Genomic DNA, 26,265 nt, shown 5'->3' on the forward strand with positions numbered 1-26,265 from the left:
GTTCCGCTTACTGAAGAAAAAAGGCCAGCAAGCTGGCCTTTTCTTTATTTGCGATTGGGTCTGATTTGTGGAGCGGCTTTGTCCAGCACGCCGTTGACAAACTTATGGCTGTCTTCGGCGCCAAACACTTTCGCCAGCTCGATGCCTTCGTTGATGGCCACTTTATAGGGCACGTCAGCGCGCTTGCTCAGTTCAAACAGCGAAATACGCAGGATTGCTTTTTCTACCTGGCCCAGCTCTTCCAGCTGACGCGACAGGTAAGGTTTCATCAGCCCATCCAGATACGCGCTGTTGGTCGCCACACCGGACAGCAGTTCGCGGAAATAGGTAATGTCGACGTCTTTGACGTCTTGTTCCGCCAGAAACTGGTATTCCACATCAGCAATGTCATTCTTAGACAACTGCCAGGAGTAGAGCGCCTGGACGGCGCACTCGCGGGCGCGGCGACGAGCAGCAGGTTTCACAAAATTCCCCTTACAAAAATCAGGCTTTGATGGCTTTCAATACGTTAATCATTTCGAGTGCGGTCAGGGCCGCTTCGGCACCTTTGTTACCCGCTTTAGTACCGGCACGCTCAATAGCCTGCTCGATATTTTCCGTGGTCAGCACGCCGAACGTTACCGGGATTTCGCTGGTCATCGCGACGTTGGCGATGCCGGAGCTGGCTTCGCCGGCGACATATTCAAAGTGAGCGGTGCCGCCGCGGATCACGGTGCCGAGCGCCACGATGGCGTCGTGCTTGCCGCTGTTCGCCAGCGCGCGGGCTGCCAGCGGCAGTTCGTACGCGCCTGGCACCCAGACGACGGTGATGTTTTCATCTTTCACCTGACCGATACGTTTCAGGGCATCGATCGCGCCGTGCAGCAGGCTGTCGTTGATGAAGTTGTTAAAACGCGCAATAACGATGGCGACATTGGCCTCAGGCGTGGCAACAGCAGCTTCGATAACTTTCATACTTATCCTTTCAGGGTTTTGTTATGGCCCCGCAGGGGGGCGGATTCTATCACACTCTTTGGCGGCGTGCTCTCGCTTTTCCGCCGCGCTCAGCGCGGCGTCAGCGTCAGGCGCAGATCGGGGCCGACCTGGCGCACGTCGCGAAATGAAAAGGCTGGCGCATCAGCCAGTTGTTGCAGGCCAGGGAGCTGGCACAGTCCGCGCGCGGCGTCGCCCAGCAGCGTCGGCGCCAGATAGAGGATCAGCTCGTCTACCACGCCCGCCTGCAGCAGCGCGCCTGCCAGCGACGCGCCCGCCTCCACCCACAGGCTGTTCACCTGCTTTTTACCCAGCAGCATCATCAGCGCCACCAGGTCCAGCTGCTCGCCGCGCAGCGGCACGCCGATCTGCGTCACGCTCGCCGGCCAGGGCTGCTCATCCGGCGCGGCGCGCATCAGCCAGCTTTCGCCCGGCTGGGAAATGAGTTTGTGCTGCGGCGTGACGCGATTGCGGCTGTCGACGATGACGCGCAGCGGCTGGCGCAGCGTCGCTTCGTCGAGCAGCGATTGCGTCTCCGCGTCCAGCTCGGACCAGCGCACCGTCAGCGACGGATCGTCCGCCAGCACGGTGGCGCTGCTGCTGAGGATCGCGGCGCTCTGCGCCCGCAGCCGCTGCACGTCGCGGCGCGCGGCGGCTGAGGTGATCCACTGGCTCTCGCCGCTGGCCATCGCAGTGCGGCCATCCAGCGAGGCGCCGAGCTTGAGCTGCACCCAGGGGAAACCGGTGCGCATCCGCTTCAGGAAGCCGCGATTCAGCGCCTCCGCTTCCGCCATCATCAGGCCGTGGCTCACCGCAATGCCCGCCTGCTGCAGCCGATAGAGGCCGCGGCCGGCGACCTGCGGGTTGGGATCCTGCATCGCCGCGACGACGCGGCTGACGCCGGCGGCGATCAGCGCGTCGCAGCACGGCGGCGTGCGGCCGTGGTGGCTGCAGGGCTCGAGCGTGACGTAAGCGGTGGCGCCGCGCGCCTTCTCGCCCGCCATTCGCAGCGCGTGCACCTCGGCGTGCGGCTCGCCCGCGCGCTGATGCCAGCCCTCTCCCACCACTTCGCCGTCGCGCACGATAACGCAGCCGACGTTAGGATTCGGCATGGTGGTAAAACGGCCGCGCCGCGCCAGCTCCAGCGCGCGCGCCATATAGCGTTCATCGGTCATAGTTAATCCTGTAACTTGGCAATCTCGGCGCCGAAATCGCGGATATCTTCAAAGCTGCGGTAGACCGAGGCGAAGCGGATATAGGCGACCTTGTCGAGCTTTTTCAGCTCGTCCATCACCAGATTGCCGATCAGCTTGCTGGGGATCTCGCGCTCGCCGGTGGCGCGCAGCTGCGTTTTGATATGGTTTACCGCGCTCTCGACCGCATCGGCGCTGACCGGGCGCTTCTCCAGCGCCTTCATCATGCCGCTGCTCAGCTTGTCTTCGTTAAAGGGTTCGCGCACGTCATTGCTTTTCACTACCCGCGGCATCACCAGCTCCGCCACCTCAAAGGTGGTGAAGCGCTCGTGGCACACCAGACACTGACGGCGGCGGCGCACGGACGAGCCTTCACTAACCAGACGAGAATCAATGACTTTGGTGTCCACAGCAGAGCAAAATGGGCAGTGCATGACGTTTCCTGACGCTAACTAAATGAGCCATACAGTGTAGCGCGAATGCGTTTTCAACAAAATGTATAAGCGTGCCTTTTGGCTTGCGGCAGGAGAGGACGCGAGAAAATGTCTATGCTTACTGTTGTCGTCAGAAAGGCGACGTACACCCTAACCATCTGGAGGATATCTATGGGTTTGTTCAACTTTGTGAAAGAGGCAGGCGAAAAACTGTGGGACGCGGTGTCCGGCCACGACGATGCCAGCAAAAAGCTGAAGGATCATATCGACAAGCTCGGGCTGCCAGATAGCGACAAGGTCAACGTCGCGGTTAACGGCGACACCGTCACGGTAAGCGGCGACGGGATTTCTCAGGAGCTGAAAGAGAAAATTTTGGTGGCGGCCGGTAACGTCGCGGGCATCACCAAAGTCGATGACCAGGTTAAAACCGCCGACAACGCACCGGAAGCGGAGTTCTATACGGTGAAGAAAGGCGACACCCTGAGCGCCATCTCGAAAAGCGTGTACGGCAACCCCAACGAGTACAACAAGATTTTCGAAGCCAATAAACCCATGCTGACGCACCCTGATAAAATCTATCCAGGCCAGGTATTACGTATTCCTAAATAACGCACAAGGAAGGCTTTATGATCAGGATGGTTTGGGCGCCGCTGGCGTGCGCGATGGCGCTGTTGAGCGGCTGTAGCTCGACGCCCAGCAGCCCAAAAGTGACTCAGCTGCATCAGGAAGTGAGCCAGCTGAATCAGCAGATGCGTCACCTGACCAGTCAGGCGGGCGCCATCGAAATCCAGGGGCAGCTCAACAGCCACTCGACGCAGGGCGCCTGGCTGGTGCCGCAGGCCAACACGCCGGTCGAACTGCAAACCCAGCTTGGCACGCTGCGGCTGTCGCTGACGCGCCCGACGGCGGAAGCGAATGGCGCGCGCGCCACGCTCACCTTCAGCGCGACCGGCAGCCAGCCGGTGCCGGCGCTGCAGGCGCGCGTGGTCTGGGGCGAGCGGGATCCCGCCACCGGCAAACCGCTGGAAGCGAGCAGCCTAAGCCAGACCATCGAGGTGCCGGCCGCCCTGCTGCCGCGCGCCTCGGTGAGCGTGCCGCTGCGTCTGAGCGGCTTTGCGCCGTCGCAGATCGGCTTCGTGCGCGTGCATGACGTGGTGGGCGACGCGCCCGCCGCGCCGCCGCAGTAAGCCACGCGCCCAAACAAAAGGGGCTGCCATCTGGCAGCCCCTTTTTTATTATCACGCGTGCGCGTTACGGTAGGATAGAGGGCTGATCCGCGCCCTCTTTCTCGACCTTCTGCACCAGCATATGCTCGCGCTTCATGCCCAGCTTCAGCGCCAGCGCGGAAGAGACATAAATCGACGAGATGGTGCCGATGGTGACGCCGATCAGCATCGTCAGCGAGAAGCCTTTCAGCAGCGCGCCGCCGAAGATGAACAGGATCAGGATCATCGCCAGCGTGGTCAGCGAGGTGATCAGGGTACGGCTCAGCGTCTGGGTCAGCGACACGTTGGTGATATCGTAAGAGGAGCCGCGGCGGATCTTGCGGAAGTTCTCACGAATACGGTCGGAAACCACGATCTTATCGTTGAGCGAGTAGCCGATCACCGACATCAGCGAGGCGACGATGGTCAAATCGATCTCGATGCGCGCCAGCGACAAAATGCCGCAGGTGATGATCACGTCGTGCGCCAGCGCCAGCACCGTGCCGAGCGCCAGACGCCATTCAAAGCGAATGCCGATATAGATCAGGATCGCAATCAGCGCCGCCAGCAGCGCCATCGCACCCGCCTGCGCCAGGTCGTTGCCCACGCTCGGGCCAACGAACTCAATGCGCTTCACGGTCGCGTTCTGCTGCGTGGTCTGATTGATGATGGTGATGATCTTGTTGCCCAGCTCCTGGCCCGCCGGACCGTCCAGCGGCGCCATGCGCACCATCACGTCGCGGCTGCTGCCGAAGTTCTGCACGATAGGATCGGCATAGCCCGCTTTTTCCAGCCCGTCACGCAGCGTATCCAGCTCGGCCGGTTTCTCCAGCGCGATCTCGATCACCGTACCACCGGTAAAATCGAGACCCCAGTTGAAACCGCGCACCGAGATCATGGCGATGGACGCCACGATCAGCAGGCCCGAGATGATAAACGCCAGCGTGTCCCAGCGCATAAAGTCGACGACTTTACGCCCGTGGTTCAGCTGTTCAATATTGTATTCCTGTGCCACAACGCACTCCTCAGATAGACAGCTTGTTGATGCGTTTGCCGCCGTACACCAGGTTCACGATGGCGCGCGTTCCAACGATCGCGGTAAACATCGAGGTGGCGATACCGATCGCGGTGGTGATCGCAAAGCCTTTAATTGAACCGGTACCAACCGCATACAGGATGATGACCTTGATCAGCGTCGTGACGTTCGCATCGACGATACTGGAGAAGGCGCCTTTGTAGCCTTCATGGATCGCCTGCTGAACGGAACGGCCGTTTCTCAGCTCTTCCTTGATACGCTCGTTGATCAAGACGTTCGCATCCACCGCCACCGCCAGCGTCAGCACGATACCGGCGATGCCCGGCATGGTGAGCGTGGCGCCCGGCAGCAGCGACATAATGCCGACAATCAGCACCAGGTTGCAGAGCAGCGCGCTGGTAGCGATCAGGCCGAACTTTTTATAGAACACCACCATAAACAGAATCGAGGCGATCAGGCCCCACAGGCAGGCTTCAAGCCCCTGGGTGATATTCTGCGCGCCCATGGTCGGGCCGATGGTGCGCTCTTCCACGATCTGAATCGGCGCAATCAGCGCGCCCGCACGCAGCAGCAGCGAAAGCTGACGCGCTTCGTTCGGGTTGTTGATACCGGTGATGCGGAAGCTGTTGCCGAGGCGAGACTGGATATTGGCGACGTTAATCACCTCTTCCTGTTTCACCAGCACCGCGCGGCCGTTGGCGTCTTTCTTACCGCTGTCTTTATACTCCACGAACAGGGTCGCCATCGGCTTGCCGATATTGTCCTTGGTGAAGTTCGACATGATATTGCCGCCCGCGCCGTCCAGGGAGATATTGACCTGCGGCTGGTTGTACTCGTCCATGCTCGAGGTCGAGTCGGTGATGTGGTCACCGGTCAGGATCACGCGCTTGTAGAGCACAACAGGCTGGCCTTCGCGCGTCTGCTTCACTTCTGAGTCGCCCGGCACGCGGCCGTTGGCGGCGGCGGTCGGATCGGCGGTGGTGTTCACCAGACGGAACTCCAGCGTCGCTGTAGCGCCGAGGATCTCTTTGGCGCGCGCGGTATCCTGAATGCCCGGCAGTTCAACCACGATGCGGTCAGTGCCCTGACGCTGCACCAGCGGTTCGGCAACGCCGAGCTGGTTAACGCGGTTACGCAGGATGGTGATGTTCTGCTGAACGGCGTACTCACGCGCTTCGCTGAGGCGCGCGTCGCTCATCACCGCACGCAGGCCGTCGTTGCCGCTGGAGGAGATCACCATGTCGCGATGGCGGCCAGAGAGCCAGCTAATCGCCGCGTCGCGGCTGCTGCCGTCGCGGAAACGGATTTCCACGCCGTAGTTGGCGATTTTATTGACGTTGGTATAGGGGATATTCTTTTCGCGCAGATCGCTGCGCAGGCTGTCGGCATTCTGCTCCTGCAGCTTGCCCAGCGCGGTGTCCATATCCACTTCCATCAGGAAGTGCACGCCACCGCGCAGATCCAGACCGAGCTTCATCGGCTCAGCCGCCAGCATACTCAGCCAGCGCGGCGTTGCCGGCGCGAGGTTGAGCGCGACGACGTAGTTCTCGCCAAGCTTATTCACAATCGCTTCACGGGCGCGCAGCTGCACATCCGTATTGGCGAAGCGCGCCAGAATGGCGCCGTTTTCCAGCGCGAGGGATTTGCTCTGGATATTTTCCTGTTTTAACAGGGTTTGAATCTGATCCAACGTTTGCTCACTGGCGGCGCCGCCGCGCGCGCCAGTGATCTGAACGGCCGGATCCTCACCATACAGGTTGGGAAGCGCATAGAGCAGGCCGACGAGAATCACGACGACCAGCATCACGTACTTCCACAAAGGATAACGATTTAACACGGCAGTTCCCTTAGGGAAGTAAATATTAGAGCGCCTTCATCGTACCTTTCGGCAGGACGGCAGCCACGAAATCACGTTTGATAACCACTTCGTTGGTTTCATTCAGGGCGATAGAGACATAGCCCGTCTCGGAAACTTTAGTGACGCGGCCTACCAGGCCACCGCTGGTCAGCACTTCGTCGCCTTTAGAGATAGACTCCATCAGCTTTTTGTGCTCTTTCGCACGCTTCTGCTGCGGACGCAGGATCATGAAGTAAAAAATCAGGCCAAACACCACCAGCATGATCACCAGAGAATACGGACTTCCCTGCGACGGTGCACCTGCGGCAGCCACGGCGTCAGAAATGAAAAAGCTCATTTAATTTCCCTCATTGATAGAATTATCAGACGTTTAACGGCGGAACCGCTTTGCCCGTCCGTTGGTAGAACTCGCTAACAAAGCGCTCCAATTTACCCTCTTCGATAGCCTGGCGTAAACCTGCCATCAGGCGCTGGTAGTAGCGCAGGTTATGAATGGTATTCAGGCGCGCGCCGAGTATTTCGTTACAGCGATCAAGATGATGCAAGTAGGCGCGGCTGTAATTGCGACAGGTGTAGCAATCACACTCCGCATCCAGCGGCGAGGTGTCGTCTTTGTGCTTCGCGTTGCGGATTTTCACCACGCCGTCGGTCACAAACAGGTGGCCGTTGCGCGCGTTGCGCGTCGGCATCACGCAGTCAAACATATCCACGCCGCGACGTACGCCTTCCACCAGATCTTCCGGCTTGCCGACGCCCATCAAATAACGCGGTTTATCCTGCGGGATCTGCGGACAAACGTGCTCGAGGATGCGGTGCATATCCTCTTTCGGCTCGCCGACCGCCAGGCCGCCCACAGCGTACCCATCAAAGCCAATCTCTACCAGACCTTTGACTGAGACATCACGTAAATCTTCGTAAACAGAGCCCTGGATAATGCCGAAGAGCGCGTTCTTGTTGCCCAGGCTGTCGAAGCGATCGCGGCTGCGTTGTGCCCAGCGCAGCGACATCTCCATCGAGCGCTTCGCGTAGTCCCAGTCCGCCGGGTATGGCGTGCACTCGTCGAAGATCATCACGATGTCCGATCCCAGATCGTACTGGATCTCCATCGACTTCTCGGGATCGAGGAAGATCGGATCGCCGTTGATCGGGTTGCGGAAGTGCACGCCCGCTTCGGTGATCTTGCGAATATCGCCGAGGCTGAACACCTGGAAGCCGCCGGAGTCGGTCAGAATCGGCCCTTTCCACTGCATAAAGTCATGCAGGTCGCCGTGCAGCTTCATGATCTCCTGGCCAGGACGCAGCCAGAGATGGAAGGTGTTGCCGAGGATAATCTGCGCGCCGGTCTCCTGCACCTCTTCCGGCGTCATGCCTTTTACCGTGCCGTAGGTGCCCACGGGCATAAACGCCGGGGTTTCCACCACGCCGCGATCGAAAATCAGACGGCCACGGCGCGCGCGCCCGTCGGTTGTGTCGAGTTCAAACTTCACAAAGCCTCCATCAGAGAAACAGTCTGATGCGATGGTTAAACAAGCAGTTTACGGCAGCGCCGTAAACCGGACGTCATCAGCCGCCGACTTTTTCCGTCGGCGCCTGCGGATTTTTGGTGATAAACATGGCGTCGCCGTAGCTGAAGAAGCGATAGGCTTCCGCCACCGCTGCCTGATAGGCCGCCATGGTGTGCTGATAGCCGGCAAAAGCGGACACCAGCATAATCAGGGTCGATTCCGGCAGATGGAAATTGGTGATCAGCGCGTCAATCACCTGATACTGGTAGCCGGGATAGATAAAAATCTGCGTATCGTCGAAGAACGGCGCGATAAGCGCCTCTTTGCTCGCCTGCGCGGCGCTCTCCAGCGAACGCACCGAGGTGGTGCCGACGGCGACCACTTTATTGCCGCGCGCTTTGCACGCCAGCACCGCGTCGACCACCTCCTGCGGCACTTCGGCATATTCAGAGTGCATCACATGCTCTTCGATGCTGTCGACGCGCACCGGCTGAAAGGTGCCCGCGCCGACGTGCAGCGTAACGAACGCCATCTCGACGCCCTTGTCGCGCAGCGCCGCCAGCAGCGGTTCGTCGAAGTGCAGACCGGCGGTGGGCGCCGCCACTGCGCCAGGACGGGCGCTGTAGACGGTCTGATAGAGCTCGCGATCCGCCTCTTCGTCGGGACGATCGATATAGGGCGGCAGCGGCATATGGCCGACGCTGTTGAGAATATCCAGCACCGCGCGGTCGTCTTCAAAGGCGATTTCGAACAAGGTGTCGTGGCGCGCCACCATGGTCGCCTTAACGCTCTCGTCATCGCCGAGCAGCAGCTGCGCGCCGGGCTTCGGCGCTTTAGAGGCGCGCACGTGCGCCAGCACGCGCTTGTCGTCGAGCATGCGCTCCACCAGCATTTCGATTTTGCCGCCGCTCGCCTTGCGGCCAAAGACGCGCGCCGGGATCACCCGCGTATTGTTAAACACCAGCAGATCGCCGGGATTCAGCTTCTCCAGCACGTCGGTAAACACCCCGTGCGTCAGCTGCCCGCTCGGACCGTCCAGCGACAGCAGGCGACAACCGCTGCGCTGCGCCTGCGGATAGTGGGCGATAAGGGATTCAGGCAACTCAAACGTAAAATCGGCGACACGCATGGCTAACTTCTTACTCAGGCATAAAAACAGGCGGCACAGTTTAGCGGAAAAGCGGCCAATTCTGAACAACTGGCTGCGCCTTCGCACTTCTGGCTATAATGCGGCATGAACTTTCTCGCTCATCTTCACCTCGCTCACCTCGCCGAAAGCTCGCTGCTTGGCAACCTGCTGGCGGATTTCGTGCGCGGCAATCCGCACCAGCAGTGGCCGACGCCGGTCGCTGACGGCATTCTGATGCATCGTCGTCTTGACGCGATGACCGACGCCCTGCCCGAAGTGCAGGAGGCGCGTCCGCTGTTTCGCGCGGAAACGCGCCGCGTGGCGCCGATTACGCTCGACGTGGTGTGGGATCACTTTCTCGCGCGCCACTGGGAGAGCCTCTGTCCGGATTTCTCGCTGCCGGCCTTCTCGCGTTTTGCCGAACAGCGCATCGTGCCGCAGCTGGCGGGCACGCCGGAGGGCTTTCAGGCGCTGAACGCCGTGATGTGGCGCGAGCGCTGGTTTGAACACTACGCCGAACCGGCGCGCCTGGCGCGCGTGCTGAGCGGCATGGCGCAGCGCCGGCCGCGTCTCGCCTCCCTGCGCGACTCCTATCACGATTTCACCGCGCACTACGACCAGCTGGAGCAGCTGTTTTTCCGCTTCTATCCGCGCCTGATGGCGCTGGCGACCAGCAAAACGCTCTGAGCTTTTCCCGACTTGCCAGCCCTGCCCATTTGCGGCTTAATGAAACCCTGCTTATCAATAGCGCGTCTGCGGCGCGCTATTTCCGGCGAATGATCGATTCAGCCGCGTGACAAACCATAAGAGGGAAAGGATGTCATCCGCTTCGCAAACTGAAACAGACGCGCGTTATCACCACGCGTGCGAAATCGCCCGTGCGGCCGCCAGCCGCGCCTATGCATGGTATCAGCAGCGCCAGCAGCTGGTGGTGGAACACAAGCGGGATTTACAGGATGTGGTCAGCGAGGCGGACCGCAACGTAGAAGCGCTGATTAAGACGCTGATCGCCGAGCGCTTCCCGGACGACGCGGTGCTGGGCGAAGAGAGCGGCGGCGCGGTCGAGGGCGCGCGCTGGGTCTGGGTGGTCGACCCCATCGACGGCACCGCCTGCTTCCTCAATGGCCTGCATAACTGGTGCGTGTCGCTGGCGGTGCTGTGCGACGGCGAGGCGCTGATCGGCGTGGTGTGCGACCCAAACCATCAGGAGCTGTTTCACGCCCGCGCCGGCCACGGCGCCTGGATGAACGACACGCGCCTGCAGGCGCACGGCGCGCAGCATCTCAGCGAGGGCGTGCTGGGCATCAGCAACTCCAGCCGCACGCCAGCCGCGCAGACCGCGGGCGTTATTCAGGGGCTGCTTGAGCAGGGCGGCATGTTTGTGCGCATCGGCTCCGGCGCGCTGACCACCGCCTGGGCGGCGGCGGGGCGTCTGATCGGCTACTACGAGGCGCATATGAACCCCTGGGACAGCCTGCCGGGCATCGTGCTGATGCGCGAGGCGGGCGGCGTCGTCAACGATTATCTGGCCAACGACGGCCTGAAGAACGGCAATCCGGTGCTGCTGGCCAACCCGGCGATCTATGCGCAAATTAACGCGCTGCTCGGGCCGGATGCGGTCGCCGAAGCCTGACATTGCCCTTAAAAAGCGTTTGCCACGCGGAGAGTCTGCCTGCTCTCCGCGTCTGCGCCCTGCTCGCGTAATCCGCCTTTAGTCTGGCTAATCAGTCGCCCTTTTTTTCTTAATCGTTGCTGCACTGTTTTTTCAGTGTCGGTGCGAACTTTTCTATATTCGCGACGGCATGATTTCACCGCGCTTTTTTGACGTAACATAACGGCGTCAATCATCCCTTTATTATTATTTTTTTGTTTTTTTTGCTTAATTCGGCGACTGGATTCGCCGATTTCTTTATTGGCGGCGCGTTAACGATACAAGCGGTATTCAATACGTTTATCGATACTCGGGGATCCGATAATGAAAACACGCTCTATACAGGGTTATCGTGCGGATATCGATGGCCTGCGCGCCGTCGCCATCCTGCTGGTGGTGCTGTTTCACGCGGGCGTCAGCGCCCTGCCCGGCGGCTACGCGGGCGTCGATATATTCTTTGTTATCTCTGGCTTTCTGATCGGCGGCATCCTGAGCCGCGATATCGCGTCCGGCCAGTTCTCATTTTATTCGTTCTATGTGCGACGCATTCGCCGCATCGCGCCTGCCCTGATGGTGATGCTGTTCAGCCTGCTGTTTATCGGCTATTTCCTGTTGTCGCCGCTCGAATATGGCCAGCTAGCGAAATACAGCTTCGGCGTCTTTCTCTCGGTGCCGAATATTATTCTGCTCAAGGGCAGCGATTATTTCAGCGCCTCGGCGGATTTAAATCCGCTGCTGATGAGCTGGTCGCTGGGGATTGAAGAGCAATTTTATGTCGCGCTGCCGTTTGTCTTGTTGCTGGCGGCCTGGCTGCGCCGATCCATGGCGGGGCTGGTGCTACTGCTGAGCCTGCTGTCGCTGGCGGGCTGCATCTGGTTAACGCCGCAAAACAGCTCGCAGGCGTTCTATCTGCTGCCGACGCGCGCCTGGGAACTGGGCGCGGGCGTCATGCTGGCGCTGTGGAAACCGCAGCCGCTCAGCGGTCGCTGGGCCAACCTCTTTACCCTCGCCGGACTGGCGCTGACGGCGTACTGCGCCCTGACGCTCAACAAAAGCGACGCCTTTCCCGGCTATCTGGCGCTGCTGCCGGTGCTGGCGGCCTGCCTGCTGATTGCGGCGCGCGGCGCGCTCAGCCGCCTGGTGCTGGAAAATGCGCCGATGCGCTTTATCGGCAAAATCTCCTACTCCTGGTATCTGTGGCACTGGCCGCTGCTGGCGCTGGCGCGCATCTGCAGCGATGGCCCGATCAGCGTCTCGCAGGGGCTGGGCGTCAGCGCGCTTGCGCTGGTCGTCGCCTGGCTCTCATGGCGCTATGTCGAACAGCCGTTCCGCCGTCCGGTCAGAAAGCCGCGCAGCGTCATCCCTACCTACTGCTTAATGTCGGTGGCCGCGGCGGCGGCGATGGTGGGCCTGTGGGCCAGCGGCGGCCTGACCTGGCGCGTCAATGACAAAGTGATCAGCAGCGAAGCCTATAAAATCGCCGCCCAGACCAATCCCTGCCTGCTCGATGCTGGCCCTAACCTGCCGTCGCAGGATAAACGCTGTCAGCCAGACGCCTCCCGTCCTGGCGTCGCGCTGGTGGGAGACAGCCATGCCGCCGCGATGCGCACCGCCGTCGCGCGCTACGCCGAGGCACAGCAAAAACCGCTCTATCAGCTCACCAAAGCGACCTGCCCGCTGCTGGCGGCGGGAGTCACGCGCGCGGTCTACCAGCAGCCCGCGCACGCGAAGCAGTGCGCGGCGTTTAATGATGCGGTGATGAAAGAACTCTTGAGCGATCGCATCAGCGAAGTGGTTATGACCGCCTTCTGGGCGTCGGGCATTGAAACTCTGCCCGGCGCCGGGTATCGCGATATCAACCACCCTGACAAAGATAACCTCAGCGCCCTAAAACAGGGCATGGACGCAGTCATCGCTCAGCTGCGGCAGGCGGGCAAAAAAGTGGTGCTGATAGAGGACGCGCCGTCGCTGTCGCTGGATGCCCTGCGCTACAGCAACAACCGCAATATGCCGCTGCGCCGCGAGCTGAGCCAGTGGCTAAGCGACTGGAAAACCCTGCCGACGCAGAACGAACGCACCACGCGCTATTCGCTGCCGGAAGATGCGCTGACGCGGCTGCTGCGCGGCTATGAACAGCGCGATGTGCGCGTGGTGTCGCTACGGGAAAATTTATGCAACCGCAGCGGCTGTCTGGTGACCTGGCAAGGGCTGCCGCTCTACTACGATAACAACCATCTGAGCCCGCAAGGGGTGGAAATCGCGCTGGGCAGCCGCTGGTAGGCTACTAAAACAGACGGCTCGTAATCCATACGCGACAGGCAAAGCCCGAAGAGCAAAGCGTCCCGCGCCAGGGACGGCGCGGGCCGAGCTGGCAGGGATGCCGCTTTTTGCGTCTTTGCGATCGGGCTATGCCTGCCGCGCTGGCACGACGCTTCAGGCGGAAAGACAATCCTTGCCGTAGCTAAATTAAGGCTTACGCACCAGCTTATAACCCGCCAGCAGCAGCACAATCCACACCAGCCCCACATAGAGCGAAATCCGCGTATCGGGGAAGTAGCCGATCAGCGCGATGATAAAGGCGAGGAACAGCACGCCGAACAACGAGGTCCAGATGCCGCCCGGCACCGCGAACTGCAGCTTGCTCGCCGCCTCTTTGCCGATCTTGCGGCGGAAGGCGATCTGCGACAGCAGGATCATAATCCACACCCAGACGGTGGCGAAGGTCGCCAGCGAGGCGATCACCAGGAACACCTTCTCCGGCATCAGATAGTTGAGATAGACCGCGATCAGCATCGCCGCCATCATCACCACCACCGTCACCCACGGAATGCCGCGCGCGGAAACCTTCATAAACATCTTCGGCGCGTGGCCCTGCTGCGCCATACCGTGCAGCATACGGCCGACGCCGAACACGTCGCTGTTGATCGCCGACAGCGACGCCGTCAGCACCACGAAATTGAGGATCGAGGCTGCCGCGGCGATGCCGAGATGCTGGAAGGTCAGGACAAAAGGCGAGCCGTCAGTGCCGACCTGGTTCCACGGATAAATCGACATGATGACGAACAGCGTGCCGACGTAAAACACCAGAATACGCATCGGCACCGAGTTAATAGCGCGCGGAATCGACTGCGCCGGATCTTTCGCTTCGCCGGCGGTAATGCCGATAATCTCGATACCGCCGTAGGCGAACATCACCATCTGCAGCGACAGCAGCATGCCGACCACGCCGTGGGCGAAGAAGCCGCCGTTGCTCCACAGGTTATGGATGCCGGTCGGCTGACCACCGTTGCCGATGCCCCAGATAATCATGGCGAACCCGGCAACAATCATCACCACGATGGTGGCGACCTTAAAGAAAGAGAACCAGAACTCTACTTCGCCGAACACCTTCACGCTCATCAGGTTGACCGCGCCGATAATCAGCACCACGCTCAGCACCCATATCCAGTGCGGCACCTCCGGGAACCAGACGCCCATATAGATGCCGAAGGCGGTGACGTCGGCGATGGCGACGATCAGGATCTCGAAGCAGTAGGTCCAGCCGGTGATATAGCCCGCCAGCGGCCCGAGATAATCCTGCGCGTAGCGCGAAAACGAGCTGGCCTGCGGGTTATTTACCGACATCTCACCCAGCGCGCGCATAATAATATAGGCCACCGCGCCGCCGATAATATAGGCGAGCAGCACGCTCGGCCCCGCCATCTTGATGGCATCCGCTGACCCGTAGAACAGTCCGGTGCCAATCGCCGATCCCAGCGCCATAAAACGGATGTGGCGCGTGCTCAGTCCGCGTTTGAGCTTATTGGTTTCTTGCATAACAACCTGTACCTGTGAAAAGAAAAACCACGGGCAAGCCCGTGGTCAGAGTAAACAGCTGTGGCGGTTACGAGTGAGCCGTAACCTGCTCGCGTCCTTTCACGCGATCCACAATCGCCGCGACCAGCAGCATCACCAGCGAAGGCGGCAACCAGGCGAGTCCCTGATCCGCCAGCGGCAGATGCTGGCTAAACGCCGGCAGCATATCTTTCAAACCGGTGGTTTTCACGCCGTCGATAATGCCGAAAATCAGGCTGACCAGCATGGTCGGCGCAATCACTCGGCTGCTTTTGTTCCACCAGTTCAGGGTGAAACTCAGCACAATCAGCACGATGCACGGCGGATAGATCGCCGTCAGCACCGGAATCGAAATCTGGATCAGATGGCTCAGACCGAGGTTTGACACCACCATCGAGAAGAGACCCAGAATAAAGACCAGTGCTTTATACGACAACGGCAGGTATTGCGCAAAAAATTCCGCACAGGCGCAGGTGAGGCCGACCGCCGTCACCATGCAGGCGACAAAAATCAGCGCCGCGAGGAAGAAGCTGCCCATGCCGCCAAAGGTCTGCTGCACGTAGGCGTGCAGGATCGCCGCGCCGTTGGCGCTCTGCGCCACCAGCGCCCCGCTGCCGTTGCCGAGCTTAAACAGGCTCAGGTAGACCAGCGTCAGGCCGACGCCGGCGATCAGGCCGGCCAGAATGGTATAGCGGGTCAGCAGGCTGGCGCTCTCAACGCCGCGCGAGCGCGCCGCGTTGACGATCACGATGCCAAACACCAGCGCGCCCAGCGTATCCATGGTCAGATAGCCGTTGACGAAGCCGCTGGAGAAGGCGGCGCGCTGATAATCTTCCGTGGCGGGCGCGGTGGTGCCCGCCGGCCAGATCAGCGCCGCGACGCCGAGCACCGTCAGCGCCACGATCTTCAGCGGCGCAAGGAAGTGGCCCACGGTATCGAGCAGCTTGCCCGGATAGAGCGACACGCCAATCACCAGCACGAAATAGATCAGGCTATAGACAAACAGCGGCAGCGCGCCTTCGCCGGTCAGCGGCGCGATGCCCATCTCGAATGACACGGTGGCGGTGCGCGGCGTGGCGAACAGCGGACCCACCGCCAGATAGCAGACGGTAGCCAGCAGCAGGCCGGCACCCTTGCCGATCGGCGTGCTGAGCGCGTCAATGCCGCCGCCGACGCGCGCCAGCGCGATAACGGTCATCACCGGCAGGCCAACCGCGGTGATCAGAAAGCCAATGGCGGCGGTCCAGACGTGTTCGCCTGACTGAATACCGACCATCGGTGGGAAAATAATGTTACCCGCGCCAACAAACAGGGCAAACGTCATAAAGCCCAGCGCGAGGATATCCTTCGAGGTTAAACGATGTGTCATACAACTGTATTGCCTGTAACGAGTGTTGCGGTGGAAGTTGGGTTTATGTTGTCCCCAGACCGCGCGTTGACAACGACTTAGCGCACGATGCCAGCGCATTGTGCTTGCCTTAATCGTGTCGCGCAGGTGAATTAAGCTGCTTTTGTTCTGTTCACAAGTGGGATGATACGACAACGGCCGTAAGTAGAACGTTTATAGCGGAGAAAGGCAATACGGGATCGGAAAACCAGAAGGTTATGACGGAAAACAGAGCAAAACCAGTGAATATCTCGGATATATCTCCGCAGGGCATCAGATGATGTGCTTATTTTTTCTCCAGCGCGTAAGAAATTTCAGCGTAAGTGCGCATCCTGATGCACAAAAGGCGCGTTTTACGCGCCTGTTTGCACAAGTTTACAGCATTACCACACCTGACCAGCGATATCGACCACCAGACGGATCTTCGCCCACTGCTGCTCTTCGCTCAGGCTGTTGCCCTCTTCGGTAGAGGCGAAGCCGCACTGCGGGCTGAGGCAGATCTGATCGAGGCTGACGAATTTCGCCGCCTCCTGCAGGCGCGCCTTCACCTGCGCCGGATCTTCCAGCTCGCCGTTTTTGGTGGTCACCAGGCCCAGCACCACTTTCTGATGGCCCGGCTTGATAAAGCGCAGCGGTTCGAAACCGCCCGAGCGCTCGTTGTCATACTCGAGGAAGAAGGCGTCGATATTGACGCCGCCGAACAGGATCTCCGCCACCGGCTCATAGCCGCCTTCTGAAATCCAGGTCGAGCGGAAGTTGCCGCGACAGACGTGCAGGCCCACGGTGAGATCGGCGGGTTTGCCCTCCAGCGCCTTGTTAAGCACGCGAGCATAGGTTTGCGCCAGCTGCTCGGGATCGTCGCCGCGCTCGCGGATCTGACGTTTCTGATCTTCCGAGCAGAGGTAGGCCCAGACGGTGTCGTCGAGCTGCAGATAGCGACAGCCCGCGTCGTAAAAGGCTTTGATCGCCGTTTTATAGGTTTCCGCCAGGTCGTCGAAGTAGGCCGCCAGATCGGGATAGACCGTCTCGTCGATCACCTTGCGACCGCCGCGGAAATGCAGCACGCTCGGGCTGGGAATGGTCATCTTCGGCACGGCGTCGCCCGCGACGCTCTGCAGAAAGCGGAAGTGCTCCAGCATCGGGTGATCGCGGAAGCCGAGCTTGCCCACCACGCGCACGCCGTGCGCTTTGGTCTGCACGCCGTTGAACTGAATGCCCTGATCGGCTTCGAACAGCTCAACGCCCTCCAGGCCGCCGAAAAAGTCGAAGTGCCACCAGGCGCGGCGGAACTCGCCGTCGGTCACCACCTGCAGGCCGTTGGCGATCTGCTTGCTCACCACGTCGCGAATCGCTTCGTCTTCGATGCGGGTCAGCGCGGCTTTGTCGATCTGGCCGGCGGCATACTGCTCGCGCGCGTGTTTAATGGCGGCTGGACGCAGGAAACTGCCGACGGTATCGGTGCGGAACGGGGCGGTCTGTGTGGTCATCTCTACTCCTGGCACCCTGACGATTAGTGACGTCGCGGGATAATTTCGCTAAGTTATGTGCAGCCATCTGGATGGCTAAACGTCTGCGTTGAGAGTGACACGGGCGCGCCCTGTGTGCAACAGAAGAAAATTCAGTGGAGATGAAATAAATTCATGTTAGCGCTTACTTCGCCTCAATAGCCTGCAATGCCTGCGCACGCTGCGCGGAAGAGAGCGGCAGATAGCCCGCCTCGCTGACGCGCTGCTGGCCCTGGGGCGACAGCACCTGATGCAGAAAGGCGTCCACCAGCGGCGGCAGCGGTTTGCCCGGCGCTTTGTTAACGTAAAGATAGAGCGGGCGTGCCCAGGGATAGCGACCGCTGCGGATAGAGTCGGCGTCCGGCGCCACCGCCTCGCCCTGCGCGTCGGCCACGGCGAGCATCTTCACGCCGCTGAGATGAAAGCCGAAGCTGGCGTAGCCGATGCTGCGCGGGTTGGCGGCAACCGCCTGCACCACGGCGGCCGAGCCGGGAAACTCCGCCACGTCGGCGCGGAAATCGCCGTTGCACAGCGCCTGCTGCTTAAAGAAGCCCCAGGTGCCCGAGGCGGAGTTGCGCCCGTAGCGCTGCAGCGGACGGCGCGCCCAGTCGGGCTGACGCACGCCGAGATCGCCCCAGCGCGTCGGCTGCTGCGTGGCGCCGCACAGGCGCGTGATGGAGAAAACCGCATCCAGCTGGCGCGCGGCGATCTGCGTCAGCGGATTGCGCTGATTGACAACCACCACTAGCGCGTCGAGCGCCACCGGCACGGCAAGCGGCGCATAGCCATAGCGCGCCTGAAACAGCTGGCGCTCTTCCGCCTGCATCGGGCGGCTCATCGGGCCGAGCTGCGCCGCGCCCGCCGCCAGCGCAGTGGGCGCGGTCGAGGAGCCAGAGGCCTGCACCTGCAGATTCACCCCCGGCGCGCGCGCGCTGAAATCCTCGCTCCACAGCATCATCAGCGTGCCCAGCGTGTCGGAGCCGACGCTGCTGAGGTTGCCGGCCAGCATTTCGGGCTGCGGCGCCGCCGAAACCACGGCGGGCGTGAAGAGAGAAAGCAACAGCAGCAAGGCGCGCATAACCGATTCCATTAAGGATTAATGGACCGCATTCTCCTGTAATCCCGCGCTGACGATCAACCTCGACGGCAGCGTAAAGGTAAAACAGGTCTCTTTATCGGGAATGCTGGTGATCTCCAGCCGCGCGTTATGGTGACTGAGGGCGTGCTTGACGATTGCCAGCCCCAGCCCGCTGCCGCCGGTGGCGCGCGAGCGCGCCTTATCCACGCGGTAGAAGCGTTCGGTCAGGCGCGGCAGATGCTCGGCGGGAATGCCTGGGCCGTTATCGCACACCTTAAACTGCGCGCCCTGACGGTTGCGCAGCCAGCTGATGTCGATGCGCGTGCCTTCAGGCGTGTGGTTCACCGCGTTATAGACCAGATTAGAGAGGGCGCTGCGCAGCTGATCGTCGTCGCCGAGCACCTTGAGGTGCGGGTCGGTATGAAAATGGATGCTATGACGGCCGCCGCTTAGCGTCTCCGCTTCGCGCTGCAGCAGCAGCAGCATCATCGGCACATCCACGGTCTCTTTCATATCGATCGCCGGCGCGGCCTCGATGCGCGACAGCGTCAGCAGCTGGCGCACCAGGCTGTCCATGCGGCGCGTCTGCTCCTGCATGGTTTGCAGCGCTTTACCGCGCGAGCGCTCGTTCATCACCGAGTCGCTCATCATCTCCAGATAGCCCTGCAGCACCGTTAGCGGCGTGCGCAGCTCGTGGCTAACGTTGGCGAAGAAGTTGCGCCGCGCCCCTTCCAGCTGATGCATTTGCGTGACGTCGCGCGCCACCATCAGCCACTGCCCTTCGCTGTAGGGCATTACGCGGAACTCCATATGGTGCTGGTTATTGAGGATCAGGGTGAGGGGCTTATTGAAGTCGCGCTGGCGAATATAGCGGGAGAATTCCGGGTAGCGCAGCAAATTGAGGATGTTCTGGCCGTTGTCTTCTGGCCAGCGCAGGCCGAGATGCTGCTGCGCCAGCCCGTTGCACCAGAATATAGTGCCCTCTTCCGTGGTCAGCACCACCGCGTCGGGCAGGGTTTCGGCGCCGCTGCGAAAGCGTTTGATCAGGTTGCCCAGCTCGCGCCGCCGCCGCCGGTTGCGCAGCTGCATCTGATAGAGGCCGTAAAACAGCGGCTCCCAGCTCGCCTGACCGGTGGGCGGCGTCATGGTGCGGTCCACCCACAGCCAGTGCGACAGACGCATCAGATTATAGAAGTGCCACAGCAGCACCGTCAGCACACTGAGCAGCAGCAGCCAGGGCAGATAGCCGAAAATCAGTCCGATAATCAGCGCCGGCAGGCAGGCCAGCGCCAGCTCGGAGAGCAGTCTCTTCCAGGAGAGTCGTTCCAGCACGGTGGCAACTCCGTTTAGTAGCGGGCGGAGAAACGATACCCCGTTCCGCGAACGGTTTGAACCATGCGATCGTGGCCGGAGAGTTCCAGCGCCTTGCGTAAGCGGCGGATATGCACGTCAACGGTGCGATCCTCCACATAAACATTGGTACCCCAGACGTGGTTCAGCAGCTGTTCGCGGCTGTAAACCCGCTCGGGATGGGTCATAAAGAAGTGCAGCAGCTTATATTCGGTCGGCCCCATCTCCAGCGGCGTCGACTCCGACATTACGCGGTGCGACGACGGATCCAGGCTCAGGCCCTGCATCTCGATCACCTCTTCCACCGCCATCGGCGAAATGCGGCGCATCACCGCTTTGATGCGCGCCATCAGCTCTTTCGGCGAGAAGGGCTTGGTAATATAGTCGTCCGCGCCCACTTCCAGCCCGCGCACGCGATCTTCCTCTTCGCCGCGCGCTGTCAGCATCATCACCGGGATATCGCGCGTTAACGCTTCGCGCTTCAGGTGCTTGATAAACTGAATGCCGCTGCCGCCTGGCAGCATCCAGTCCAGCAGGATCAGATCTGGCCAGGGCTCAATCAGTTTCCCTATCGCGCTGTCATAATCCTCGGCCTCGATGGGCTGGTAGTCGTTCTGCTCCAGAACGAAACACAGCATTTCACGGATAGGGGCTTCATCTTCCACAACCAAAATGCGCTTAGCCATTGTAACTCCTGCTGATGTGACCGCTGTCACCGTTATATGCGGCGCCATTATGCGTCAGATTTATGACACTTTTATGAAAAACATAGCCGCTCAATCAGCGCTTTAACACCGCTTTATCACCGCCGGCGCGGCTTTTTTCGCTTTTGCCCCATAGCCGGTATAATCGTCCGGCAAACCGATTCGTCAGGGAGTTTTATGCGCATCATTCACACCGCGGACTGGCACCTCGGTCAGTTTTTCTATAACAAAAGCCGGGCGGCCGAGCACCAGGCCTTTCTCGACTGGCTGCTGGCGCGTATTGAGGCGCATCAGGTCGACGCGCTGATCGTCGCAGGCGATCTGTTTGATAGCGGCACGCCGCCGAGCTACGCGCGCGAGCTGTTCAACCGCTTCGTGGTGGCGCTGCAGCCGACCGGCTGTCAGCTGGTGGTGCTGGCGGGCAACCACGACTCGGTGGCGACCCTTAACGAGTCGCGCGCCCTGCTCGCCTGCCTCAATACCCAGGTGATCACCACGCCGCAGGCGGATCACAACCTGCTGCTGCTGCGCGATCGCGCCGGCGAACCGGGCGCGCTGCTGTGCGCCATTCCCTATCTGCGGCCGCGCGATATTCTGCGCAGCCGCGCCGGCCAGTCGGGCCGCGAAAAACAGCTCAGCCTGCTGGAGGCGATCGCCGCGCACTATCAGCGCAGCGTCGACGCGGCGCGCGCCCATCCGCTGGCGCTGCCGGTGATCGCCACCGGCCATCTCACCACCGTCGGCGTCAGCAAAAGCGATTCGGTGCGCGATATCTATATCGGCACCCTCGACGCCTTTCCCGCCTCGGCGTTTCCTGAGGTCGACTACGTGGCGCTCGGCCATATTCATCGCGCCCAGCGCGTCGCCAACAGCGATCATATCCGCTACAGCGGCTCGCCCATCCCGCTCAGCTTCGACGAACTCGGCAGCGAGAAAAGCGTCTTTTTGCTGGAGCTGGATAGCGCCGGTCTGCAGTCCGTCACGCCGCTGCCCGTTCCCCTGTTTCAGCCGATGAAGATGCTGAAAGGCTCGCTGGCGGAGATTGAAGCGCAGCTGGCGCCTTTCGCCGATCATCAGGGCGAGAAAGCGGTCTGGCTCGATATTGAGGTCACCACCCAGGAGTTTCTCAGCGATCTGCAGCGCCGCGTCGAGGCGCTAACTGCCGACCTGCCGGTCGAGGTGCTGCTGCTGCGCCGCAGCCGCGAACAGCGTCAGCACAGCCTGGCGCAGCTGAAAAACGAAACCCTGAACGAGCTGAAGGTGGAAGAGGTCTTCGCCCGCCGCATCGCGCTGGCGGAGGATATCGAAGAATCGGAGCATGCGCGCCTCAGCGAGCTGTTCCGCGCCACCCTCGCGTCGCTGGAGGAGAGCGAATGAAAATTCTCACGCTGCGTTTCAAAAATCTTAACGCGCTGAAAGGCGAATGGTTTATCGACTTTCGCAGCGAGCCGTTCGCCAGCAACGGCCTGTTCGCTATTACCGGCGCCACCGGTGCAGGTAAAACCACCCTGCTCGACGCCATCTGCCTGGCGCTCTATCACCAGACGCCGCGCCTCGGCGTGCTGTCGCAGACGCAAAACGGGCTGATGACGCGCGACACCGCCGAATGCCTGGCTGAAGTGGAGTTCGAGATCAAAGGCGAAGCCTGGCGCGCCTTCTGGAGCCAGAACCGCGCGCGCGGCGCCGCCGACGGCAAATTGCAGGCACCGCGCGTCGAGCTGGCGCGCTGCGTCGACGACAAAATTTTCGCCGACAAGGTTAACGACAAATTAAAGCTGATCGAGTCGCTGTCGGGTCTCGACTTCGAGCGCTTTACCCGCTCAATGATGCTGTCGCAGGGACAGTTCGCCGCCTTTCTCAACGCAAAGCCGGGCGAACGGGCCGAACTGCTGGAGGAGCTGACCGGCACCGAAATCTACGGCCAGATCTCCGTCGCCATCTATGAGCGCCACAAAGCGGCGCGGCTGGCGCTGGATAACCTGCGCAGCCGCGCCGGCACCCTGACGCTGCTCGACGCCGACGCGCGTGAGGCGCTGCAGCAACAGCTGGCCGGGCTGACCGAGGCGGAGCAGGCGCTGACGCAGCAGAGCGGCAGGCTGCATCAGCAGCATCAGTGGCTGACGCAGGCGCAGCAGCTGGAGAGCGAGATACAGGCGGCGCAGGCGGCGCTGGCGGCGGCGGAGCAGGCGTGGCGCGATGCGGAAACGGATCGCCAGCGGCTGGCGCGCAGCGAACCGGCGGAGAAGCTGCGCGACCGGCTGCTTCAGCGCGACAGCCTGCTGCAGGAGCAGCAGCAGCTGCAGCAGACCCAGCAGCAGCTGGCGCAGCAGCAGCTGGCCGCCGAACAGCAGGCGCAGCGCGACCAGCAGCAGCGCGAAACCCTACAGGCGGCGCGCGACGCCGCGCTGTGCCAGCAGCAGCAGCAGGAGACGCTGCTGACGGAACAGATTATCCCGCTGGATCAGCAGATTGCCGCGCTGCTCGCCCAGGCGCAGCAGCAGCAGCGCGAGGCTGAACAGCAGCAGCAGACGCTGACGCAAAGCGAGCGCGCGCTGCACAACGACAGCGCCCAGCGCGACGCGCTGCAGGTCACGCTGGCGCGGCTACAGAGCTGGCGCGCCGATCAGGGCACGCTGCCGCAGTGGGGATCGTCGCTGACGCTGTGGCAGGAGCGTTTCGCCCAGCTGGCGCAGCGGGAAAGCGCGCTGGCGGCGCTGCGCGAAGCGCAGCAGCAGCAGCAGCAGGCGCTGAGCCGCCAGCAGGCGATGCTGAGCGAACTGACGCAGCAGGCCGAGCCGCTGAGCCATGCGGAGCAGCAGGCGGCAGGTGCGCTGCAGACGGCGCAACAGGCGCTGGCCGATCTGGAGCAGCAGCATCCGCCGCAGGCGCTGCAGGCCAGCCTGGCGCAGAGCGAGGCCAGCCGCCCGCTGCGCCAGCAGCTGGCGGTACTCGCCTCGCAGTGGGCGCCGCTGCAGCAGCATATCGGCGCGCGGCAGCAGCGCCTCGCCGCGCTGGAAAAGCGTCTGCAGCAGGATGATGCCTCGCTGCAGGCACTGCGCGCCGCCTGGGCGCGAGAAAAAAGCGTCCTTGCCGATATTAAAAAGATCTGCGAGCTGGAGCAGCATATCGCCGATCTTTCCGCCTGGCGCGCGCGCCTCGAGCCGGAGCAGCCCTGCCCGCTGTGCGGCTCCTGCCAGCATCCGGCGGTCGCGCGCTACGCCGCGCTGACGCTGAGCGAGAATCAGCAGCGGCTGGCCGAGCAGGAGCAGCGCGTCGAGGCGCTGCGCGAAGAGGGCATCAAAACCGGCGAGGCGCTGAAACAGGCGCAGACCGAGCAGCAGCGGCTGCGCGACGAACTGGCGGCGGAAACCCAGCAGCTTGACGCGCTCAGCCAGCAGTGGCAGGCGCTACAGCGTGAGCTGGTGCTCACCTTCGACCCAGACGACAGCGCGGCGCTGGCCGTCTGGCAGCAGCAGCAGAACCGCGAAGAGCAGACGCTGCAGCAGCGCGTTCGCCAGCAGGAAGCGGCGGCGCGTCTACTCCAGCAGGCGAAAGATGAACATCTGCGCCATCAGCAGGCGCTGCAGCGGCATCAGCAGCAGCGGCAGCTGGCCCAGCAAACGCTCGCTAACCTGCAGGAGCGCGCCACAACGCTGACGCAGCGTCTGGCGCAGGAGGAAAGCGACTGGCGGCTGCGCAGCGATGCGCTGCGTCAGGCGCTGGCCGACGCCGGCCTCGCCCTGCCCGACGCGGCAACGCGCGACGGCTGGCTGCAGCAGCAGCAGCAGCGCTGGCAGCAGTGGAATGAGAGCGAGCAGCAGCTTGCCCAGCTGCAGCCGCAGCTGGCGCGCGCCGAGGCGCAGTGCGTTAGCCTGCAGCAGCGCGTGGAGAGCGAGCGCCAGCGGCTTGACGCGCTGCTGCAGCAGCGCGCGCAAAGCGAAACGACGCTGGCGCAGCAGCGCGACAGGCGGCTGGCGCTGTTTGGCGAAGACGACGTCACCGCGGCGCGGCGGCAGATGCAGGCGCAGATCCAGCAGCAGGAGGCCGCGCTGGCCGCCGCGCTGGAGGCGCAGCAGAATACCCACAGCGCACTCAGCCAGCTGGCCGGTCGTGCAGCGGAGCTTGACGCCCGTCGGCAAACCCTCGGCCAGAGGCTGGACGCGGCGCAGCAGCAGTTAGCCGCTGCGCTGGCCGCCGCCGGCTTCGGCGATGAAGCGAGCCTGCGCGCCGCGCTGCTGGATGAAGAGGAGGCGCGCGCGCTGCGCGCTCGGCTTCAGCAGTGCGATCGGCAGCGACACGCCCTGCAGGCTCAGCAGCAGCAGCTGGAGCAGCGTCGGGCGACGCATCAGCGCAGCCAGCCCGAAGAGACGACCGAGAGCGCTGCCGCGCTGGCGGCGCAGCTTGAGCAGCTGCGTCTGGCGCTGCGCGACAACGCGCGCCAGCAGGGGGAAGCGCAGCAGCAGCTGCAGAGCGACGCGCGCCTGCGTGAGCAGCAGCAAAGCCTGATGATGCAGATCGAAGAGGACGAGGTGGCGCTGGATCAGTGGAGCCAGCTGAACGATCTGATCGGCTCTGCCAGCGGCGATAAATTCCGCCGCTTCGCGCAGGGGCTGACGCTGGATCACCTGGTGGCGCTCGCCAACCGCCAGCTCGATCGGCTGCACGGCCGCTATTTGTTACAGCGCCGCGCCAGCGACGCGCTGGAGCTGGACGTGATCGATACCTGGCAGGCGGACGCTGCACGCGATACGCGCACCCTCTCCGGCGGCGAAAGTTTTCTGGTCAGTCTGGCGCTGGCGCTGGCGCTTTCAGATTTAGTCAGCGTGAAAACCCGTATAGAGTCTTTGTTTCTCGACGAGGGCTTCGGTACGCTGGACGCCGAAACGCTCGACACCGCGCTGGACGCGCTCGATGCGCTTAACGCCAGCGGCAAAACTATCGGCGTCATCAGCCACGTCGAGGCGATGAAAGAGCGTATTCCGGTGCAGATCCGGGTGCGCAAAATTAACGGGCTGGGCTACAGCAAACTGGAACTGCCCCGCGCTCAGGAGGCGTAATGAAAACAGGCATGGCGCTGCTGCTCGCCAGCATACTGCTGGCAGGATGCAGCAGCCAACCCCAACCACCGCGCGATCTGGCCTGCGGCCGCGACGACAACGCCGCGCAGTGCCGCTATCTGCACGCGGTGCAGCAGCAGCTGATCGACAGCTTCAACAGCACGGTCGCGCCGCGTTATCCCAGTCAGCGCTGCCTGGTCTCCGCGCATCGTCGCGCCGACGGCGGCTACAGCGTGCTGCGCACTGAAGGCGACGAGGCGCTCTGCCTGCGCGCCTGGCAGCAGGTGAGCAGCGCGCGCAACCTGCCGCTGCCGCCGGTCGGCGTGCCGGAAGACTGGCAATTCGCCTTCGGCCAGCGGCAGTGACG

At 62.1% G+C, this 26,265-nt stretch carries 23 protein-coding genes; 8 read left to right on the forward strand and 15 right to left on the reverse strand.

All coding sequences use genetic code 11. The annotated features are described in order from the left end of the window. Positions 1-44: 44 nt before the first annotated feature. The 4 genes from nusB to nrdR all read right to left on the reverse strand — a co-directional run bounded on the left by nusB (position 45) and on the right by nrdR (position 2,599). On the reverse strand, positions 45-464 hold the full coding sequence (nusB, locus tag MC269_RS14050) for a transcription antitermination factor NusB (protein WP_081139291.1): 420 nt from the start codon (positions 462-464) through the stop codon (positions 45-47). A gap of 19 nt (positions 465-483) precedes the next feature. Continuing rightward, positions 484-954 carry a 6,7-dimethyl-8-ribityllumazine synthase gene (gene ribE / locus MC269_RS14055; RefSeq protein WP_033752735.1) on the reverse strand — a complete coding sequence of 157 codons (471 nt, stop codon included), beginning with the start codon at positions 952-954 and terminating at the stop codon, positions 484-486. A gap of 89 nt (positions 955-1,043) precedes the next feature. Beyond that, a complete protein-coding gene (gene ribD, locus MC269_RS14060) occupies positions 1,044-2,147 on the reverse strand; it encodes a bifunctional diaminohydroxyphosphoribosylaminopyrimidine deaminase/5-amino-6-(5-phosphoribosylamino)uracil reductase RibD (protein ID WP_239952778.1) in 1,104 nt (367 codons plus the stop codon). Between the two features lie 2 nt (positions 2,148-2,149). Continuing rightward, a complete protein-coding gene (nrdR, locus tag MC269_RS14065) occupies positions 2,150-2,599 on the reverse strand; it encodes a transcriptional regulator NrdR (protein WP_120451265.1) in 450 nt (149 codons plus the stop codon). 171 nt (positions 2,600-2,770) lie between these two features. Between nrdR and lysM the strand changes: the two genes are divergently transcribed. After that, complete coding sequence (gene lysM / locus MC269_RS14070; RefSeq protein WP_081139289.1) at positions 2,771-3,208, forward strand: peptidoglycan-binding protein LysM; 438 nt, start codon at positions 2,771-2,773, stop codon at positions 3,206-3,208. A 17-nt stretch (positions 3,209-3,225) separates the two neighbouring features. Beyond that, positions 3,226-3,786, forward strand: a complete 561-nt coding sequence (locus MC269_RS14075) for a DUF3251 domain-containing protein (protein WP_081139288.1) — start codon at positions 3,226-3,228, stop codon at positions 3,784-3,786. A 64-nt stretch (positions 3,787-3,850) separates the two neighbouring features. Here MC269_RS14075 and secF read toward each other — a convergent pair whose 3' ends face one another. The 5 genes from secF to queA form a co-directional block, all read right to left on the reverse strand. After that, the gene (secF, locus tag MC269_RS14080; RefSeq protein WP_081139287.1) at positions 3,851-4,819 is read right to left on the reverse strand and encodes a protein translocase subunit SecF; all 969 of its coding nucleotides are present in this window, start codon (positions 4,817-4,819) and stop codon (positions 3,851-3,853) included. Positions 4,820-4,829: 10 nt separating this feature from the next. Then, positions 4,830-6,677, reverse strand: a complete 1,848-nt coding sequence (gene secD, locus MC269_RS14085) for a protein translocase subunit SecD (RefSeq protein WP_239952779.1) — start codon at positions 6,675-6,677, stop codon at positions 4,830-4,832. A gap of 25 nt (positions 6,678-6,702) precedes the next feature. After that, complete coding sequence (gene yajC / locus MC269_RS14090; protein WP_081139285.1) at positions 6,703-7,035, reverse strand: preprotein translocase subunit YajC; 333 nt, start codon at positions 7,033-7,035, stop codon at positions 6,703-6,705. A gap of 25 nt (positions 7,036-7,060) precedes the next feature. After that, positions 7,061-8,185: a tRNA guanosine(34) transglycosylase Tgt gene (gene tgt, locus MC269_RS14095; protein WP_239952780.1), complete on the reverse strand. Its 1,125-nt coding sequence runs from the start codon at positions 8,183-8,185 to the stop codon at positions 7,061-7,063. 76 nt (positions 8,186-8,261) lie between these two features. Next, complete coding sequence (queA, locus tag MC269_RS14100; RefSeq protein WP_081139283.1) at positions 8,262-9,332, reverse strand: tRNA preQ1(34) S-adenosylmethionine ribosyltransferase-isomerase QueA; 1,071 nt, start codon at positions 9,330-9,332, stop codon at positions 8,262-8,264. A 105-nt stretch (positions 9,333-9,437) separates the two neighbouring features. Here queA and MC269_RS14105 point away from each other — a divergent pair, with 105 nt between their 5' ends. From MC269_RS14105 to MC269_RS14115, 3 genes are all read left to right on the forward strand, one after another. Beyond that, positions 9,438-10,019 (forward strand): ACP phosphodiesterase, encoded by a 582-nt coding sequence (locus MC269_RS14105; protein ID WP_239952781.1) that lies wholly within the window; start codon positions 9,438-9,440, stop codon positions 10,017-10,019. A 130-nt stretch (positions 10,020-10,149) separates the two neighbouring features. Beyond that, positions 10,150-10,965, forward strand: a complete 816-nt coding sequence (locus tag MC269_RS14110; RefSeq protein WP_239952782.1) for an inositol monophosphatase family protein — start codon at positions 10,150-10,152, stop codon at positions 10,963-10,965. A 342-nt stretch (positions 10,966-11,307) separates the two neighbouring features. Beyond that, complete coding sequence (locus MC269_RS14115; protein WP_239952783.1) at positions 11,308-13,263, forward strand: acyltransferase family protein; 1,956 nt, start codon at positions 11,308-11,310, stop codon at positions 13,261-13,263. Positions 13,264-13,449: 186 nt separating this feature from the next. Here the strand turns inward: MC269_RS14115 and proY are convergent, their stop codons facing one another. From proY to phoB, 6 genes are all read right to left on the reverse strand, one after another. Further along, positions 13,450-14,799 (reverse strand): proline-specific permease ProY, encoded by a 1,350-nt coding sequence (gene proY, locus MC269_RS14120; RefSeq protein WP_239952784.1) that lies wholly within the window; start codon positions 14,797-14,799, stop codon positions 13,450-13,452. 67 nt (positions 14,800-14,866) lie between these two features. After that, positions 14,867-16,186 carry a branched-chain amino acid transporter carrier protein BrnQ gene (brnQ, locus tag MC269_RS14125; RefSeq protein WP_239952785.1) on the reverse strand — a complete coding sequence of 440 codons (1,320 nt, stop codon included), beginning with the start codon at positions 16,184-16,186 and terminating at the stop codon, positions 14,867-14,869. A gap of 401 nt (positions 16,187-16,587) precedes the next feature. Next, positions 16,588-17,691, reverse strand: coding sequence for a cobalamin-independent methionine synthase II family protein (locus MC269_RS14130; RefSeq protein ID WP_239952786.1), 1,104 nt, complete (start codon positions 17,689-17,691; stop codon positions 16,588-16,590). A gap of 163 nt (positions 17,692-17,854) precedes the next feature. After that, the gene (locus tag MC269_RS14135; protein WP_081139419.1) at positions 17,855-18,787 is read right to left on the reverse strand and encodes a PstS family phosphate ABC transporter substrate-binding protein; all 933 of its coding nucleotides are present in this window, start codon (positions 18,785-18,787) and stop codon (positions 17,855-17,857) included. An 18-nt stretch (positions 18,788-18,805) separates the two neighbouring features. Continuing rightward, a complete protein-coding gene (gene phoR, locus MC269_RS14140; protein WP_239952787.1) occupies positions 18,806-20,119 on the reverse strand; it encodes a phosphate regulon sensor histidine kinase PhoR in 1,314 nt (437 codons plus the stop codon). Between the two features lie 14 nt (positions 20,120-20,133). Continuing rightward, positions 20,134-20,823: a phosphate response regulator transcription factor PhoB gene (gene phoB / locus MC269_RS14145; RefSeq protein ID WP_081139275.1), complete on the reverse strand. Its 690-nt coding sequence runs from the start codon at positions 20,821-20,823 to the stop codon at positions 20,134-20,136. 195 nt (positions 20,824-21,018) lie between these two features. Between phoB and sbcD the strand changes: the two genes are divergently transcribed. The 3 genes from sbcD to MC269_RS14160 are packed head-to-tail and all read left to right on the forward strand — an operon-like array spanning position 21,019 to position 26,263. Then, positions 21,019-22,218: an exonuclease subunit SbcD gene (sbcD, locus tag MC269_RS14150; protein ID WP_239952788.1), complete on the forward strand. Its 1,200-nt coding sequence runs from the start codon at positions 21,019-21,021 to the stop codon at positions 22,216-22,218. Further along, a complete protein-coding gene (locus tag MC269_RS14155) occupies positions 22,215-25,898 on the forward strand; it encodes an AAA family ATPase (protein ID WP_239952789.1) in 3,684 nt (1,227 codons plus the stop codon). Before sbcD ends, MC269_RS14155 begins: the two co-directional genes overlap by 4 nt. Beyond that, the gene (locus MC269_RS14160; protein WP_239952790.1) at positions 25,898-26,263 is read left to right on the forward strand and encodes a cell envelope biogenesis protein TolA; all 366 of its coding nucleotides are present in this window, start codon (positions 25,898-25,900) and stop codon (positions 26,261-26,263) included. Before MC269_RS14155 ends, MC269_RS14160 begins: the two co-directional genes overlap by 1 nt. The last annotated feature ends 2 nt before the right edge of the window (positions 26,264-26,265 follow it).

It is taken from the genome of Pantoea sp. Z09, assembly GCF_022394795.1.
In the GTDB taxonomy this organism is placed as follows: Bacteria; Pseudomonadota; Gammaproteobacteria; order Enterobacterales; family Enterobacteriaceae; genus Pantoea; species Pantoea latae.

Bases quoted from the DNA above. Each gene is read 5' to 3' on its own strand.
- phoB (WP_081139275.1), bottom strand. From the start codon at position 20,823: ATGGCTAAGCGCATTTTGGTTGTGGAAGATGAAGCCCCTATCCGTGAA.
- sbcD (WP_239952788.1), top strand. From the start codon at position 21,019: ATGCGCATCATTCACACCGCGGACTGGCACCTCGGTCAGTTTTTCTAT.
- MC269_RS14135 (WP_081139419.1), bottom strand. From the start codon at position 18,787: ATGCGCGCCTTGCTGCTGTTGCTTTCTCTCTTCACGCCCGCCGTGGTT.
- MC269_RS14110 (WP_239952782.1), top strand. From the start codon at position 10,150: ATGTCATCCGCTTCGCAAACTGAAACAGACGCGCGTTATCACCACGCG.
- MC269_RS14155 (WP_239952789.1), top strand. From the start codon at position 22,215: ATGAAAATTCTCACGCTGCGTTTCAAAAATCTTAACGCGCTGAAAGGC.
- queA (WP_081139283.1), bottom strand. From the start codon at position 9,332: ATGCGTGTCGCCGATTTTACGTTTGAGTTGCCTGAATCCCTTATCGCC.
- MC269_RS14105 (WP_239952781.1), top strand. From the start codon at position 9,438: ATGAACTTTCTCGCTCATCTTCACCTCGCTCACCTCGCCGAAAGCTCG.
- proY (WP_239952784.1), bottom strand. From the start codon at position 14,799: ATGCAAGAAACCAATAAGCTCAAACGCGGACTGAGCACGCGCCACATC.
- ribE (WP_033752735.1), bottom strand. From the start codon at position 954: ATGAAAGTTATCGAAGCTGCTGTTGCCACGCCTGAGGCCAATGTCGCC.
- brnQ (WP_239952785.1), bottom strand. From the start codon at position 16,186: ATGACACATCGTTTAACCTCGAAGGATATCCTCGCGCTGGGCTTTATG.
- MC269_RS14160 (WP_239952790.1), top strand. From the start codon at position 25,898: ATGAAAACAGGCATGGCGCTGCTGCTCGCCAGCATACTGCTGGCAGGA.
- ribD (WP_239952778.1), bottom strand. From the start codon at position 2,147: ATGACCGATGAACGCTATATGGCGCGCGCGCTGGAGCTGGCGCGGCGC.
- MC269_RS14130 (WP_239952786.1), bottom strand. From the start codon at position 17,691: ATGACCACACAGACCGCCCCGTTCCGCACCGATACCGTCGGCAGTTTC.
- MC269_RS14115 (WP_239952783.1), top strand. From the start codon at position 11,308: ATGAAAACACGCTCTATACAGGGTTATCGTGCGGATATCGATGGCCTG.
- lysM (WP_081139289.1), top strand. From the start codon at position 2,771: ATGGGTTTGTTCAACTTTGTGAAAGAGGCAGGCGAAAAACTGTGGGAC.
- yajC (WP_081139285.1), bottom strand. From the start codon at position 7,035: ATGAGCTTTTTCATTTCTGACGCCGTGGCTGCCGCAGGTGCACCGTCG.
- nrdR (WP_120451265.1), bottom strand. From the start codon at position 2,599: ATGCACTGCCCATTTTGCTCTGCTGTGGACACCAAAGTCATTGATTCT.
- MC269_RS14075 (WP_081139288.1), top strand. From the start codon at position 3,226: ATGATCAGGATGGTTTGGGCGCCGCTGGCGTGCGCGATGGCGCTGTTG.